Origin of the sequence: Gillisia sp. Hel_I_86 (assembly GCF_007827275.1) — a bacterium.
Classification (GTDB): Bacteria; Bacteroidota; Bacteroidia; order Flavobacteriales; family Flavobacteriaceae; genus Gillisia.
The window spans coordinates 3,636,638-3,653,132 of record NZ_VISE01000001.1; the positions used below are offsets into that span (position 1 = coordinate 3,636,638).

General features: G+C 36.6%; 13 protein-coding genes. 5 read left to right on the forward strand and 8 right to left on the reverse strand.

Annotated features, from left to right (window positions below):
* Window positions 1–364: 364 nt before the first annotated feature.
* Window positions 365–664, reverse strand: coding sequence for an HPF/RaiA family ribosome-associated protein (locus JM83_RS16360; RefSeq protein ID WP_144963180.1), 300 nt, complete (start codon window positions 662–664; stop codon window positions 365–367).
* A gap of 697 nt (window positions 665–1,361) precedes the next feature.
* The gene (locus JM83_RS16365) at window positions 1,362–2,174 is read right to left on the reverse strand and encodes a cation diffusion facilitator family transporter (protein ID WP_261376838.1); all 813 of its coding nucleotides are present in this window, start codon (window positions 2,172–2,174) and stop codon (window positions 1,362–1,364) included.
* A 322-nt stretch (window positions 2,175–2,496) separates the two neighbouring features.
* On the opposite strand from JM83_RS16365, the gene JM83_RS16370 reads away from it, so the two are divergent.
* Window positions 2,497–3,261, forward strand: a complete 765-nt coding sequence (locus tag JM83_RS16370) for a GIN domain-containing protein (RefSeq protein WP_186435027.1) — start codon at window positions 2,497–2,499, stop codon at window positions 3,259–3,261.
* A 443-nt stretch (window positions 3,262–3,704) separates the two neighbouring features.
* Here JM83_RS16370 and JM83_RS16375 read toward each other — a convergent pair whose 3' ends face one another.
* From JM83_RS16375 to JM83_RS16395, 5 genes are all read right to left on the reverse strand, one after another.
* Window positions 3,705–4,208, reverse strand: a complete 504-nt coding sequence (locus tag JM83_RS16375; protein WP_144963182.1) for a nuclear transport factor 2 family protein — start codon at window positions 4,206–4,208, stop codon at window positions 3,705–3,707.
* A gap of 128 nt (window positions 4,209–4,336) precedes the next feature.
* Window positions 4,337–5,428 carry a nickel-binding protein gene (locus JM83_RS16380; RefSeq protein ID WP_144963183.1) on the reverse strand — a complete coding sequence of 364 codons (1,092 nt, stop codon included), beginning with the start codon at window positions 5,426–5,428 and terminating at the stop codon, window positions 4,337–4,339.
* Window positions 5,429–5,638: 210 nt separating this feature from the next.
* Entirely contained in the window at window positions 5,639–6,832 is a 1,194-nt protein-coding gene (locus tag JM83_RS16385; RefSeq protein ID WP_144963184.1) for an acyl-CoA dehydrogenase family protein, read from the reverse strand.
* 338 nt (window positions 6,833–7,170) lie between these two features.
* Window positions 7,171–9,663, reverse strand: coding sequence for an ABC transporter permease (locus JM83_RS16390; protein ID WP_144963826.1), 2,493 nt, complete (start codon window positions 9,661–9,663; stop codon window positions 7,171–7,173).
* A gap of 47 nt (window positions 9,664–9,710) precedes the next feature.
* Complete coding sequence (locus tag JM83_RS16395; protein WP_144963185.1) at window positions 9,711–10,400, reverse strand: ABC transporter ATP-binding protein; 690 nt, start codon at window positions 10,398–10,400, stop codon at window positions 9,711–9,713.
* A 27-nt stretch (window positions 10,401–10,427) separates the two neighbouring features.
* On the opposite strand from JM83_RS16395, the gene JM83_RS16400 reads away from it, so the two are divergent.
* Entirely contained in the window at window positions 10,428–11,180 is a 753-nt protein-coding gene (locus JM83_RS16400; protein ID WP_144963186.1) for an arylesterase, read from the forward strand.
* 95 nt (window positions 11,181–11,275) lie between these two features.
* Here the strand turns inward: JM83_RS16400 and JM83_RS16405 are convergent, their stop codons facing one another.
* Entirely contained in the window at window positions 11,276–12,280 is a 1,005-nt protein-coding gene (locus JM83_RS16405; protein WP_144963187.1) for an LLM class flavin-dependent oxidoreductase, read from the reverse strand.
* Window positions 12,281–13,525: 1,245 nt separating this feature from the next.
* Here JM83_RS16405 and JM83_RS16410 point away from each other — a divergent pair.
* The 3 genes from JM83_RS16410 (at window position 13,526) to JM83_RS16420 (ending at window position 16,428) form a co-directional block, all read left to right on the forward strand.
* On the forward strand, window positions 13,526–14,023 hold the full coding sequence (locus JM83_RS16410) for a hypothetical protein (RefSeq protein ID WP_144963188.1): 498 nt from the start codon (window positions 13,526–13,528) through the stop codon (window positions 14,021–14,023).
* Window positions 14,024–14,032: 9 nt separating this feature from the next.
* Complete coding sequence (locus JM83_RS16415; protein WP_144963189.1) at window positions 14,033–15,811, forward strand: adenylate/guanylate cyclase domain-containing protein; 1,779 nt, start codon at window positions 14,033–14,035, stop codon at window positions 15,809–15,811.
* Window positions 15,812–16,173: 362 nt separating this feature from the next.
* The gene (locus JM83_RS16420) at window positions 16,174–16,428 is read left to right on the forward strand and encodes a hypothetical protein (protein ID WP_144963190.1); all 255 of its coding nucleotides are present in this window, start codon (window positions 16,174–16,176) and stop codon (window positions 16,426–16,428) included.
* Window positions 16,429–16,495: the final 67 nt, after the last annotated feature.

The window sequence follows — 16,495 nt, forward strand, 5'->3', positions numbered from 1 at the left end:
CTTTTAAGTTAGAAAGTTCTCGACTGCGCTACCATTGACGTGTTTTTATTTATTTGTGAATCCAAGACCCTGAAACCAGTTCAGGGTGACGATGCGGAATTGTCCTCATGCTGAAATTGTTTCAGCATCCCATCAGCTTATATAAAAAACACGTCAATTTCCTACGCTGGATAATTTTTTTATCACGGATCTCGAACAGACAAAATAAAATATGTTAACAATTCAAAAATCAATAAGAGGAATTATAAAGATCGTACATCGTTATCCCCTAAATCTCTATAATTTTATATAAATAAAAAAAGCCTAAAAAGTATTACTTTTTAGGCTTTATAAGTCCGATCTTAAATATCAAAAAATGTCTTTTTTAATACGTCTTCATTTGCGCCTTGCGCTTGGAAAGTTGTCTGTCCAGGTCGCTTACCGTTTCAGCGATTGCTGCTTCAAATGAAGTTTCATTGGATTCTGCGAAAACCTGGGGGCCGGGAACACTTAATCTTATATTGCAAATAAATCCTTTAGGTTCCTCTCCATCTTGTTTTTTAAAGAAAACATCGGCACGGATAACCCAATCGTATTTATTTTCCAGTTTATCTAGTTTTTGTTGTGTCAATTCCTCTAAACGCTCACTTTTTGTTAGTTGAACAAATTGAAATATAGCTTCCATATAATTATCTTTTTTTTGGATTTAAATTCTATCTAAGAAACCCTTTTTTATAGCATTTTACAAATTTTCCTTTAAGAATTAATAAAGAATTGTGATTGTCCGTAAAGTATTCTAAACTGAAAAAGGACGTCATTCTGTCCCGACATTTCGGGAGTTTCAGAACCTCATTTCCATGTAAATCAATACAATATTGAGACCCTGAAATAAATTACCATTGACGGATTCCTAAAATATATGAATTTCCTATGCTATATATTTTTATCAAAGGTTTTAGGATGACCAACAGTAAACAGGATCATTGGCCACGAATGCACGAATTATTGGTTTTAAAAATCTTGAAAAATTATTCGTGAATTCGTGGCAATATCCAGAGAACCAACAAAACACCGAACAATGCTGTACTGGTCTCAAAATCTTAAAAACCTGGAAATAAATTACCTTTAATAGAATTTTAAACACGTCAATTTCCTACGCTGGATAATTTTTTTATTACGGGCCTCAGGGTGACGAAAGAGCCATTAGAAAAAAAACGGATATACATATAAAGAATTATGACTGCATAAAGTGATGGAAAAATCAGGTTTATAATTGTTGTTGCTTGACCTATTTTTCAAGATTATTGGCACTCTGAATAAACACTTGAGTGATAGCAGGTTGCTGCAACTGAATTTCATTCCGAATATTTTCCATCGTATTTTCAGCAGCCACCAATCCCAGCGAGTCTATTAGATCTATTTCTATTACCCAAAAGAATACTCTCTGGCCCAAAATGCATGGTTTGTGGCAAGGCCCAATCTTGTACACTTGGATGGTCTTTCATAATCTTTTCTACGGAAGCAATCACCGCAGGACTGGCACTTTCCCCCAACAACAGTCCTTTGCTTTCTTTTGCCAGAAAATTGGCAACCACCAATAACAACACTCCAATAGAAACTGAAGCAGCTCCATCCAAATATGGATTTTGAAGTTGTTGCGATAAAAACACCCCTATTAAAGCGATACTTAAACCAATAACCGCTGCTGCATCTTCTATGATCACGGCAAACGTGGCGGCATCTTTACTTTGAACGATATTTTTTATTAAGTTCCCCGAAGCCGCACGGGATTTATTGAAGGCCTTTAAAGCTAAAAATAAAGCAGTTCCTTCAAAAATCAAAGCTGCGAAAAGTACGGCATAGTTCCATGTTGGATCTTCAATAATTTTAGGATCTTGTAAAGCATGGATTCCTTCATAAATTGCAAATCCGCCCCCTAGGGCAAAAATAAGGATACTCACTACAAAACTCCAGAAATAAACCTCTTTTCCGTAGCCAAAAGGATGCATTTCATCTGGTTCTTGTTTAGAACGTTTTATACCGAGAAGAAGTAAAAGACCATTTCCGGTATCTACCAAAGAGTGAATTCCCTCTGCCAACATTGCAGAACTCCCGGTAAAAAAAGCAGCAATAAATTTTGCTATTGCAATTAATGTATTTGCGCCGTAGATAGCGATCTTAGAATTACCCGCCATAAAGCTTTTTGTTTTAGTGATTGGATTAGCAGCCGGGAAATTACAATAATTAGTGCAGAAGTAGGGAAGGGGTGCTATTTTTCAAACAATTTTTAGCAGAATATTTATGGATGCATTTAAAATAACAGCACAACTCGAAGAACAAAATAATTAATACAATTTGTTAAAAAACAGTAGTTTGTGTTGTATATTTATACAAGTCTGGGATTAAAAATTTTTCTTCTAAACTTAAACCTAAAGACTTTAAATTCAAGAAATCATGAAAACACTAGTATGTTTTTTACTGTTCGTTTGCCTGACTCACATAGGTGTCGCTCAAAAAATGGATAAAGTAAAAGGGGATAAGGACGTTGTTTCCGTTACTAATTCCATAGACGAAGAATTCCATGTTTTGGAAGTCAACAACAATTTAAAGGTTACCGTGGCACAAAGCAACAAGAACAGTTACGTACTTACCACCGATAAAAACCTGGCAGATGTGGTGAGCTTTGATGTACACAATGGGGTTTTAAAAATATATACCACCGCTAAAATTACCGGCAGCAAAAAATTGGAGGTCTTTTTAAGTGCCAAAGGAATTTCAGAAATTATATTGAACGATGATGCGGAGGTGGAATCTCGAGGAACGCTATCATCAGATATGTTTAGTCTTGTAGGAAAAGAATCTTCTAAATTTGATCTTGATATAAATACCAAAAACACGAGTATGATTTTATCCAAAAATTCCGGGGGCAAATTAAAACTGAAGTCTAAAGAGGTAAGTTTTAATCTGGGAGACAGGTCAGATCTAAAAGGAAAATTGGATGCAGATAACTTAACAGCTCAATTATCCAAGTCGGCGCAATTGGACGTGGATGGAAAAGTGAACACGGCAGTATTTAACTTAAAAAATTCAGCCGACTTAAAAGCCAAGAAATTGAAAGCGGGTACCGCAAGTTTGAATGCATCCAACAATACAGATATCTATGTGCATGCCACCAAAAATCTAATAATTGATGCGGAAGGAAAAAGCAAGGTGTATGTATATGGCAATCCGAAGATTGAGGTAAAAGGTTTAACCGACAGATCCAGAATAATTAAGAAGTAAAGTAAGTTTCTATTTCCAAAAATTGCATGGTAAGTGGTGGTTCTTGGGATTAAAGCGGAGTAGCACACCTATTTATTATTAATACCAGAGCTTAGGAATAAATCCACTTCCCCAACATTCTATTTTACATAATATAAATTATAGGACATTTTACAACAATTAGCGTAATAGCGCTTTTGGGCGATATTTGACATAATTGCAGATATAATGTCTTTAGACTTATATCGATAGTAATTATGTCAAGCTAATTGTGGCTTCGTAGTTGTCATTATTATTGTGTATCTATAATTCTCTATTATGTAAAATATCCCAGAAAGTTTTTAGATTTAAAAGAATACTCAATACTTGGTCCCGTAAGATTTTTGCCGCAACAACTTAAAATTTCTCTGTGAGTAAATTTCTTGGCAGTTGCTCAAATATATCTTCTATTGAAGTTTAGCATGTTATTTTTTCAATGGTGAATGGTGCTCATGTACCATCTTCCATCCCTTATCCGTATTAACGAACAACAAAGTAATTTGGTCGTTTACCACAACAAGGTCGTCTCCGAATTGGAGATGAAAATCTGAGTGAAAGGTTAAATTAGCGACATCGCCATAAACAGCAATTTGTAAATCCTTTGCATCAAACTTTACGACTTCGGTGACAGAACCAAAAACACTGCGTTCATAGGCCTCATTGGCTTCACTACCATTTCTTGGTTCTCCATTTTTAAATTCGGTAAACTTTGGACCATAGGCGTGAAAGGAAATAAGTTTATCCATATCTCCATCCATAATGCTTTGTGCAATTGCACCAAAGGTTGCCATTACTTCTTGTTTTGCTTCCGGAAAGGCATCATTTACCAAATCAACTTTTACTTCTTGAAAGTTTTGATCATCTTGCGAGCATTCTGTGGTTATAATTCCAAAAACCATAATCAATACTAATGTCAATTTTGTCTTCATAATTTTATATTTAATTGATAGACACCAAAAGTAGGATAGGATATTTCTCTGTAATTCCACGTTTAGACCAAATAAATGCATTTTTAGACCAGAAGAAAATTACATGTAGCAATTTGAAAAACAGCTCTTTATTTATTCGCTATGAAATTCGATGGCAGAATGCCATATTTTTTATGGAAACATTTTGAAAAGTAAGCAGGACTATTAAAACCAGTTTGATAACCAATTTCAGAAATATTACAGTTTTGTTTTTCGAGTAATTCTAAAGCTTTATCTAAGCGATAATCTCTTAAAAATATATTAGGTGATTTACCAACCAAATTCATCATGGTTCTGTACAGTTTAGATTTACTATACCCTAAATTTTCTTCAAAATCATTAACGGTTATTGTAGTTCGCGACCATATGTTTTCGGTGTAGGTCATTAATAGCACCATAAAATCTTCCTCTGTAGTATTTAAAACACTAATAGATTGGTGAGTTAACGGCTTATTTTGATTTTCTCCTTCGTAAAGGTCTTTCACTACTGTTGAAATAGAAAAACCGCCTTTGGTAACATCGCTTAAATAATCTGCGGTTTTTATAGTATCCTCAAAAATGCTGTCTTTTTCAGTAACAGGAGTGCCAGCACTAATTCCTATTTTAAATTCTAAGTCTGGTGTAGTAACGCTATGGTATGACTCTTGAATTCTTATCCCACAATGTATAGCATCTGTTACAGAGTCAAAAGACATTAAAAATGTATTTGCTGCTTCTTTCACAATACGCCCGTTATAATGAGACGTTAAGGTCTTAATAGATGTTGTATAACCTCTAATCGCTGCTTTTAAGGTATTTATTTCGGTAGTTCTTAAGGTTTTGCTTTTTAATTTAACAACCATAAGCGTTCTAAATGCAGGATCGTTGATAATATTTAAACTAAGGTTTTTAGATTTTTCCGGATCTTCAATACGCCCTAAAAAAGATTCGACTATGGTACCATTAACCTCAATAATACGAGTGGGAATAGCGCCATGAGCATTTTCATGCAAGTCTATAAGTGCTTGTTTATTTGGTGCTTCTATTAAACAAAAGGCAGTTTTCCTTTTTTCATCACACCAATAGGTTAGTCCACGACAATCGTATTTGTGCTGAAGATCTAAATCGGCTTGATGCATTTCTGCTACATGTACCGATGTAATGCCTTCAGGAAGATCATGTAAATCCAAAAATAATGGCATAGTGTTGATTTTGAGTGTAATTTACGCTATTTTTTATGGTTTAAATTCGAAAATAGATTGTTATCAACTTTGTGTTCTTGAGTAATAATTGCATTATTTACTTGTAAATACCATATCTTATTTCCATTCCATACGCATTCCACTCCCCTTCTGTCGTCTGTTCATATAATAAGTATTGCATTTTAATCTATAATTCCCGAGTATATAAAATTATTTTTTCATAGCTCTCATTTGTTGAAACAATTCTTTAAATAACCCACGGGCTATCAATACTTTCATTATCTCATTGGTTCCGGCATAAATCCTGGCCACCCTATTATCGGCATACATCCGGGCAATTGGGTAATCCCACATATACCCATAACCCCCAAATAACTGTAGGCATTCATCTACTACTTTATTGTGCATTTCGGTTGCTGAGTATTTTGCCATGGAAGCACTCTCAGCAGTTAGTTTATCATCTGATAATAATAGTGTACAACGATCCAAAAAAGCTTGATGCACTTGTAATTGTGTAGCGCTCTCGGCAAGTTTAAATTGTGTGTTTTGGAATTTTGCAATAGGTTGCTTAAAAGCGGTTCTTGTAGAGGTATATTCAATAGTTTTTTCAATGGCTCCTTCTGCCCCACCAATTGCATTAAGCGCTACTATTAAACGCTCTCTGGCCAATTCTTTCATCATAATTTTGAAACCTGCCCCCTCTTCTCCCAATAAATTTTCTTTTGGGACTTTTACATTATCGAAAAATAGTTCACAGGTATCCTGGGCTTTCATTCCTATTTTTTTGAAAGGGATTCCCTTTTCAAAACCTTCAGAATCACTTTCCATTATTAATAAAGACACGCCTTCTCTCTCTGTTCCTATATTGGTTTTTACTGCTACTATAGACATATCGCTCATACACCCATTTGTGATGAAGGTTTTCTGTCCGCTTACCAAATAATAATCTCCTTTGTCTACCGCGGTTGTTGTGATAGCTTGAAGATCACTACCACAGTTTGGCTCCGTCATCCCAAGGGAGGTAATTAGTTGCCCGGTAGCCATTTTAGGGAGATATTTTTGCTTTTGAGCTTCGGTTCCATACTTTAGGAGATAGGGAGCAATAACATCTGAATGTAATGAAAAACCGGGCCCACTCACTCCTTTTTTCGCCAGCTCTTCAATGAATAAGGCGCTAAAGCTGAAATCCAAACCACTTCCACCGTATTTTTCGGGCATATCAATGCACAGCAAACCCAATTCTCCGGCACGTTCCCAGATTGCTCGGCTAACCATACCCTCTTTTTCCCATTTATCTTGTTGATCCATAATTTCATTGTTGATGAAATCTTGGATCATCTTTTGGGTCATTTTATGTTCTTCCGATGAATATATTTCCCGTTCTAATAAAACATTTTGTAACATACCTGATTTTTTGATTTATTGAAGATTATAAAAAACACAATTCCTTCAAACTTTTAATAGTCTTAGTAATCGCTATAATATATCCTTTGGATATTCCCAAATAGCTGTAAAAACCTAGTTATATAACACTCTAGTTTCAATGCCTATACAGAAAAATTAATGGGCAAGATGTAATCTGAAAATAACTATTGCCAACCTATTAAAGATAATATTTTAATTCCATTTCGCTCACTTCCTCATATATGCACGTTACTTTAAAGAATCGATTAGTTATTGACTGATACATATATAGAAAAGCCGTGAATAGGATTATGTAAGATATCTCAATAGATATATTGCTAAACCGTTTTTCTAAGCACTTCCAAAGGCGAACTCTTCAAAACTTCGTGAATATTGCTCAAGCCAATTCCTAAGACCAACAACGAAATCCCTGGTATAAAGATCAAAAATGGGATTACAGAGGGCACAAAAGGTTCTTTAAAAACAAATAGTGCCAATAAAAAACTACTAACAAGCGCCAATAGAATTCCAACCAAACTGCCTAAAATCCCTAAAAAGAGATATTCCAGTGCGGTGATTGTTAGTATTTGTTTATTCTTTGCGCCCAAAGTCCGCAACAATACGCTTTCCTTGATTCGCTGGTATTTACTGGTGCGCACAGATCCTATTAAAACGATAATTCCTGTGAGAATGCTGAAAAATGCCATAAAGTTGATAATCCATGATATCTTGTCGAGTATGTCTTCTACTACGGTATACACCTGTCTCAAATCGATAATAGACACATTGGGAAATTTGCTCACCAAATCGCGTTGCAATCTGGCTGAACGTTCCTCTGTTGCCGCATAAGCTGTCAATACGTTAAACTGTGGCGCGTTTTCCAAAACTCCTTCTGGAAATACAATCGAGAAATTGAGTTGCAAATTGGCCCAATCCACTTTTCGAATGCTTTTCACACGGGTTTTCATAAGCACTCCTTGTACATTGAAAACGATGGAATCACCTATGTTCACATTTGCATCTTCTGCAAGATTATCTGAAATAGAGATTTGAACAAGATCATTCTTATTTTGCAAGGCTACCCACTCCCCTTCCACTACTTCTTCAGAATCTATAAGTTCACTGCGGTACGTGGTCCTAAATTCATGATTCAAAATCCAAGCTTTTATTTGGGCTGTACTATCGGTTCGCAATTTGTTTACCAGTTCATTTTTTATACTGTGAATGCGCATGGTAACCAGCGGAATGTTATCTATTACAGGTAAATCGTGTGCCTCAAAAGTTTTGACCACATCATTTACCTGATCTGGCTGCACATCTAAGGTGATCAGGTTCGCACTTTCCAAGGTTTGACCTAATTCTGTTTTGTCCAATAAGATATCCTTGGTAAAATATAAAGTACTAATCAAAAATGTTCCCAAACCAATGGCTACGAGCAGTACGACCGTTTGATTGTTGGGTCGGAATAGATTAAGTAAACTTTGTCGTGTTGTAAAACGCGCTCCTTTGGGAAAATAGTTTTTAACGACCTTCATGGTAAGGATAGCGATACCTGCCAACACACCGAAAGTTGCAAGAACTCCGCCAATAAAAGCCAGCGCAAACAGCCAGTCTTTGAGCAACCAAAAGGAAAAGCCATATAAGAACAATATAATCACCGCAATGGCCACAACTCGAGCCTTTTTTGATTCTTCTGAGATAGTACCGCTAACGCGTAAAACCTCCAAGGGAGAAACATACCATGTGCGCAATAAAGGTAACAGTGCAAATAAAACCGACATGACCAATCCCAGAATTACACCCATGATCAATGGCTGTGCCGTGATATTGATGGTGAGATCAAAGGGTAAGAATTCTTTTAATATAAGGGGGAATAGCTCTTGAAGACCAATGCCTATTGCCGTTCCCATAATTCCTCCTATAATTCCTATTCCTGAGATCTGTATCAAGAAAATCAAAAAACTTTGTTTTCTGGAAGCTCCCATACATTTTAATACGGCGATAGCTTTAATTTTTTCCTTGATATAAATATTCACAGAACTGGCAATTCCCACACAACCCAGTAATAGGGCAATGAATGCGGTTAGATTTAAAAAGGAACCTACATTTTCATAACGTCGCCCCAACCGGCGGCTCGTGCTGGTATGGGTATCAAGATCTGCGTCTTCTGATTCTAGTAGTGGTTCCAGAAGCTTTTCTAAGGCTTCTAGATCTACCTCTGGTTGATGGTAAAAAAACTGATATTCCTTACGGCTCCCAAACTGTAACAATTCGGTTTCGTCAATATATCGATACGGAATTATAACTAGCGGTGCTACCGAAGTTGAAAGCGCTGTGTTCCCAGGAATCGCTTGTAAAGCACCAGCAATTGGTAATGTGAGTTCCCCTATTTTAATAGAATCTCCAGGATTTATTTTATACTGCAACATTAAAGTGGCATCTACCAGAGCTCCTCCAGATTCTTGATAAATAGTTGCCGCCTCAACAGGTTGTGTTTCAAGGATGCCATAAAAGGGAAAATCCCCTTGTAATCCACGTACGCGAACTAACTTTGTACCGTCATTTTTGGGAAAGGCGATCATCGATACAAAATTCACTTCTGATGCATCGGGCTGTAATGAATCTATAATCGCTTGAGCTCGCTCAGTGGGAAGCTGTTTGCTATCTATAATAAAATCGGCACCCATGAGGGATTTGGACTGCCGCTGAATATTATCTTTAAGGGTCTGACTGAATAGCTGGATGGAAACCACCGCAGCAATCCCTAGAATAATGGAAGCCATAAAAAGCAACAAGCGCACCCTACTTGCTTTTGCATCCCGCCATGCCATTTTAAAAAGCCAAGGGACATTTAATTTTGATTTTAATCTCGTAGTGCTCAAAAGTTTGCTGTTGTTTCGTTAGTCAAGATCTGGCCACCTTTTAATTTTAAGATTTGCTGTGTTCTTGCCGCTAGATCAAGATCGTGGGAAATAATTACCAAGGTAGTTCCTGCGTCTTTATTAAGATCAAAAAGCAGCTGAATCACTTTCTCACCAGTTTCCTCGTCTAGATTTCCCGTAGGTTCATCTGCAAATAAAATAGAAGGTCGGTTAGAGAAAGCTCTCGCCAGTGCCACTCGCTGCTGCTCGCCTCCAGATAACTGTGATGGATAATGGTGAATGCGATCTCCTAAACCAACTTTTTCCAATAATTCCTTGGCCCTACTCGCTGCATCTTTCGCTCCTTGTAGTTCCAGAGGAACGCTTACATTTTCAATGGCGGTAAGAGTTGGAAGCAATTGAAAATTTTGGAAAATGAAACCAACCTCCTCGTTTCGGAGTTGTGCGCGTTCATCTTCATTTAAGGTATTCAAATTATAACCACATAATTCCACCGTTCCTGCATTGGGTTCATCCAAGCCCGCACATAATCCCAATAAAGTAGTTTTACCACTTCCCGAGGGACCCACTATAGAAAATGTTTGTCCTTTTTCAACTTCAAAGGATATATTTTGAAGAACCGTTAATTGCTTGGAGCCGCTCGTGTATCTTTTTTCCAGCCCGTTAATCTTTAATATCTTTGACATCTAATTTTTGTAATAATTATTGAACTCATGCTGAAGTCTAAAACTACACAAACGCTTTTGAACATCGCAATTTCCAATCGTCGAAACCTCTTAAAGTTTTGTTATTTCCTTATGGCATTGGTGGTGATTTCCTGTGGCAATGAAACAAATTCAAAGGCAAAGGTAGAAAAGAATGAAGCGCCCACCACTAAAAATGAAACTCCTGAAACCACTTCCAAAAAGACCATCCTTTTTTTTGGGGACAGCATCACCGCAGGCTATGGTCTAGATGATACGAACGATGCTTTTCCCGGGGTGATCCAGGCTAAGATAGATTCTTTAGGATTGGATTATGAAGTTATAAATTCTGGATTGAGCGGTGAAACCACTGCTGGCGGTAAAAGCAGAATACAGTGGGTCCTCAATCAAAATATAGATATTTTCGTGTTGGAGCTGGGCGCAAATGATGGATTGCGTGGTGTGGCTTTATCTGAAACCAGCGCTAATTTGCAAGCAATTATTGATGCAGTACAAGCAAAAAACCCAAATACAATAATTGTTTTGGCAGGGATGCAATTGCCACCAAATATGGGACAAGATTATACTTCAGAATTCAAAGCTGTTTTTACTGATCTAGCCGAAAAAAATAAGCTTGCTTTTATACCTTTTATTTTAGAAGATGTGGGCGGAATTAAGGAATTAAATCAGAATGACGGAATTCATCCTACTGTGGAAGGTCACAAGATCGTTGCTGAAAATGTTTGGGAAGTTCTTTCTACCGTTATTAAATCTGAATCATAAAACCATTATAGTTTCGAGGCTGATTTTGAAAGTGCATCAGTTGATTAGGAACTCGTTAAATTTCTTAAATAACTGAGGCCTTTTATCGAGAACAATTAATTCAACTCCTTCATAATCTCAGCAAATAATTCATAAGATCTAATCCTGTCCTTTACATCATAAATATTGGTAACGGCAATAAGTTCATCTGCTTTGGTTTGCTCCATAAAATCTTTTACCTGCGTCTTAACGGTGGCTTTACTACCTATAAACGAATACTTTAGCATTTGGTGCACTTGCGGGTGTTGCATGATCTCTTCTAACTCATTGGTCATGGCTGCTGGGGGCTGAACATAATCCCGCTTACCTGTGAATATACCAAGAATCAAACGGATCAAAGAGGTGGATAAACGTTTGGCTTCTTCGTCAGTTTCTGCAATAATAATATTTGCCCCTGCCATCACATAAGGATTTTTTAGGTTCTTTGATGGTTGAAACTCCTTACGATATATTTCTAGTGCCTCCCATAAATGGGTTGTCGCAAAATGACTGGCAAATGCATAGGGCAATCCTTTTTTTGCCGCCAAATGAGCACTGTCTGTACTGGAACCCAAAATATAGATGGGCACTTCAACCCCTTCTGCTACGGTAGCACGTACTTTTGAACTTGAATTTTCTTTAGAAAAATATTTTTCGATCTTTTCCAATTCCTCTGGAAAGGATTGAGCAGCTTGCATAAAGTCGGAACGGATGGCTTGGGCTGTTTCCCTGTCGGTTCCCGGAGCTCTCCCCAATCCCAGATCAATTCGGTTAGGATATAAAGACGCTAAAGTGCCAAATTGTTCAGCAATAATCAATGGGGAGTGATTGGGCAGCATAATACCACCAGAACCAATTCTAAGGGTGTTTGTACCTCCGGCTACATAGCCTATTAAGACAGAGGTGGCACTACTTCCAATATTGGGTGCATTGTGATGTTCTGCCAGCCAATAGCGTGTATATCCAAAGGTTTCGGCATGTTGCGCCAATTCAAGGACGTTATTAAAGGTTTGTTTTAGTGTATGTCCTTCAGAAACCAAAGCAAGGTCTAAGATAGAATATAATGTATTTTGAATTTTCATGGATATTTAAAGTCAGTTGTAAAGTTTCGTTTTAAAATTAAAACAGAATTAATTTCCTTAATTACTCTTTAAAATCTGGATTTGATAAAGTAGTATCTAAAGTCAGTTGAGGCTTACATCAAAAGTAAAAAATAATTACAAGCAAATGTAGCATTCCATACACATTCCTGCTTCGATATTGAACTATGGAACAAAGAATCAATTATTTACTTCCGATTTAGTTTTTCAGGGATCATCGCCTTGGAACGGGTAAATATTTACATTAAAACCTATTATTTAAAAGACGATAATAAAGTTCAAGAAGGGGTTTTTAGCAGTATAGATAATGAAAACAGGTTAGTGAATGGAGTGGTAAGTATAAATTTCATTCCTTGTTAATTAAACACCATACCGGTCTTTTCATACTTTCAACCTACTTCCCTCTTACCTTCCCAAAAAGCAGGTACAATAGAAAGTGGTCTCTGGAATTTACAAATGTTGCCTTTGGCATAGGAATTAGAAGGTTTCTTGAATAATTAAAGAATATTCGTCCTAACTAAGCCTTATCTATTTACCAATACAGATATTCAAAGTTTGTATATCCGTAAAGTATCATAAAATGATAAAAAACGTCATTCTGTTTCGATAGCTATCGGAATTGTTTCAGAATCTTATAACACTAAGAATCAATGCCGTAATAGAGACCCTGAAACCAGTTCAGGGTGACGATGCGGAATTGTCGTCATGCTGAACTTGTTTCAGCATCCCATCAGCTTATATAAAAACCACGTCAATTTCCTACGCTAGATATTTTTTTTTCTTAGGGGTCTACCATTGACGTATTTTGAATACTTTGTCATCCTGACGCTAGGAGGGATCTCTAGTTAAATTGATTCTGTTTTATTGAGATTCTTCAGTCCACTGCGTTTCCTTCAGAATGACACTCCTTTTTTATTGTCTTCCCCACCTAGGAGGGATCTGCTCTGAGATCCTTCAACAGGCTAAATTTGAGGTAATTTTTAAACACGTCAATTTCCTGCGCTAGATTTTTTTTTCTTACGGGTCTCAGGATGACGAAACAACTATAGGACATAAAACGGATGTACAAAGTTTTAAACATTCTTTTAAATCTATTTTTAGACATATCCCTAAAAATCACTATCTTAGATACATTATTTCTCCCCGCACTAGTTCCCTCCCACTTGTTTTCCTCTTGTCTTTTAATTCTTAACCTGTAGACTAGTAACTAATTTAAATTAATTTTCAATGGAAACTAAAGAAAAAACCAACCCGACTAAAGGTGTAATTGCACCTAGAAGCAGACGAGTAGATGTAATTGTACAAGCCCATGAACTCTACCCTCTCATTCCAACAGAGAAAAATACCGATGACAATACAGCCCTTTCAGACGATAAAGGTTTTTCCAGTGAGTATGGGGATTCTAATAGAAACTATGAAACTGAAGTTTTTAAGAATTTTGAGATGACCTGGGATATTAAGGTTGCGGATAAGAATGGGAAGGATAAAGATTATAAGGTAGAGTTGGTATCTGTTACTCATAACCCTAAACCTCCTACAAATCCAAACATATTCAATCATAATCCATTATTACCAAAGCCGGGAAGTAATAAAAAAAGTATAAATGGGACTATTGTTCACGCTTCACCCTCACCTGAAGACTACACCATCCATTTCCAGATATTTCATAAAGACAAAGAACCTAAACATTTTCATTTAGATCCAAAATTAAGAGTTAATGGTTAATTACTAATTATGTATTTTAAATTTAAAGCCTATTGTTTTCTGATAGGCTTCTTTTTTATAGGCTTTCAGTTTATTTGGAGCCAAGATCAGAAGGTAGCAGATAGTCTAGAAATTATTTATAAAAAAGGCCAAACTTCTGGGATCGCTAGGTTAGAACTACTTCGGAACCTTTCTTTTAACCAAGTCAATGATTTAGACGCATATATTAAGTATGCAGAAGAACTAATAATGCTCTCGAAAGCTGAGAATAATTTTCTGTATTTATATAGAGGGTATTTACAAAAAGGAAATGCTCATAGGTTGGCCGGAAACTTAGACCTTGCTTTAGAGAACTTTTTTATGAGTATTGATGCCGCTATAAAAGCAGAATATAAAGAAGGTGAAGGTATAGCAAAAATGACTGTTGCAGATACCTATTCTGAAATGGGGAATTCTAACAACGCCTCTATTTATTATGAGAAGGCGATCACGATCTTACGCGAAACCGATAATATTATTGCTTTGGCATCAGCATTATTAAATGCCGGAGATGAAGCCTTTAATACAAAAAACTATGAGTTAGCATTGCAATATTTCGAAGAGTCCGGAGCCCTATTTAAAGAGCAAGATTATTTGATTGGCACGGGTTATAATCTAGGAAATATGGGAATGGTTTATGCCGAGCAAGGAAAAGATGCGCTTGCAAAATCTAATATTAATGAGGCCATTGCAATTTTAGAGGAACTGGAGGATTATTATGCTATCTCCGAGTATCTCACCTATATGGCCGATATTTATTTAAAACAAGGCAATCCGGCTGCCTCTCTTAATTATGCAGAGCGAAGCTTAGAATTGGCTGAAAAATATGGTCTTAAAAAGCAGATTAGCGAATCGAATCTTAAGTTAGCTGAGTTGCATGAACAGCTGGGGGATTTGCCGCAATCTTATGCCCATTACAAAAACCACATTATTTATAGAGATAGTTTCATAAATCTAGAAAACGTTGCCAGCATGGCAGATATGCGCACCAATTTTGAAGTCTCCCAAAAGCAAACAGAAGTTAATTTATTGAATCAGCAAAAGAGAAACCAACTCATTATACTTGGGTTTACGGGGCTTTTGTTACTTACGTTGTTTTGGTATTACAGAAATATTTCAAAAGAGAAAAAACGATCTGAAGACTTACTGCTAAATATTCTGCCCGAGGAAACAGCACGAGAACTTAAAAAAAGCGGGAAAGTGAAGGCGAAAAAATTCGCTGCTGTCACAGTAATGTTTACAGATTTTGTGGGCTTTACTCGTTATGCAGAGAGTTTGGACCCAGAAATATTGGTAGAAAGTGTCAACTTTTATTTTTCGAAATTCGATGAGATCATGGAAACCTATGGCTTGGAAAAAATAAAAACCATCGGCGATGCCTATATGTCGGCTGGAGGTTTAGAAGATCCTAAGAGTGATCATGCCCTTAGAATGGTGAAAGCTGCTTTTGATATTTTAGAATTTGTGAAGGCTTCTAGAATCGAAAACCATAATAATTTTACGCGTTTTGATATTCGCATTGGGATTAACACCGGGCCGGTGGTGGCAGGGGTTGTAGGCACCAAAAAATTCTCTTACGATATTTGGGGAGACTCCGTGAATATCGCCTCTCGTATGGAATCCCACTCCGCCCCCGGGCAAATTAACATCGGGCATACTACCTATAACTTGATTAAAGAGGATTATGATTGCGAATGTAGAGGGAAATTACAAGTAAAAAACAGGGGCAAAATGAAAATGTATTGGGTGCATGCTTCCAAAAATGTTTAAACCCTCAATGAGGGTTTAAACAATAGAATTCCCCAAGGCTTGCCTCGAATTTTTAAAAATATTTTCCAATGCATGCCTCGTGGGCTTGCCCCGAGGTTCTTGATTAGAAGAATTTGAGGTGTTTAAATATAAGTCTCCGGTTATTTTGAAATATAGGGCTGTTAGGGATAGGGAAGTTTAACTTTCGGGGCATTAAAATTCATAGTCGTATATCAAAATACACTAAACTACCTTAAAATCAATTTGTCGTTTGTTGTCGTATGATATAATTTCTTATCAAGTAAAATGTCCATTGTATTTTATCCACATATAGACCTACATATTTGTACGATGTCTTTCCATTTTTTGTGATTCCTATAGCAATGGGAAACAACATTCTTCCATTTGGTTTGTTTCCAAGCACTGTTCTTATAAATGCCAGAACCCTTTTAACCCACATCAAAACGCTTACATTCACGTACAATGGTCATCTGGACAATATAGATCCCGATCTTGGAACCACTAAAAATGTTAATATGCATATCGTACGTCAAAGTTTTGGTAATATTCTGGAGGTGAAATTCCTGTTCAAATGTTGCAGAAACTATATCGTCATTTTTCAGTTACACCACCCATAATGTATCAACCTAATTTTATGCAGGATGACGTGGATGATGCATCGGATAAGGTGATCGATTTTTAATT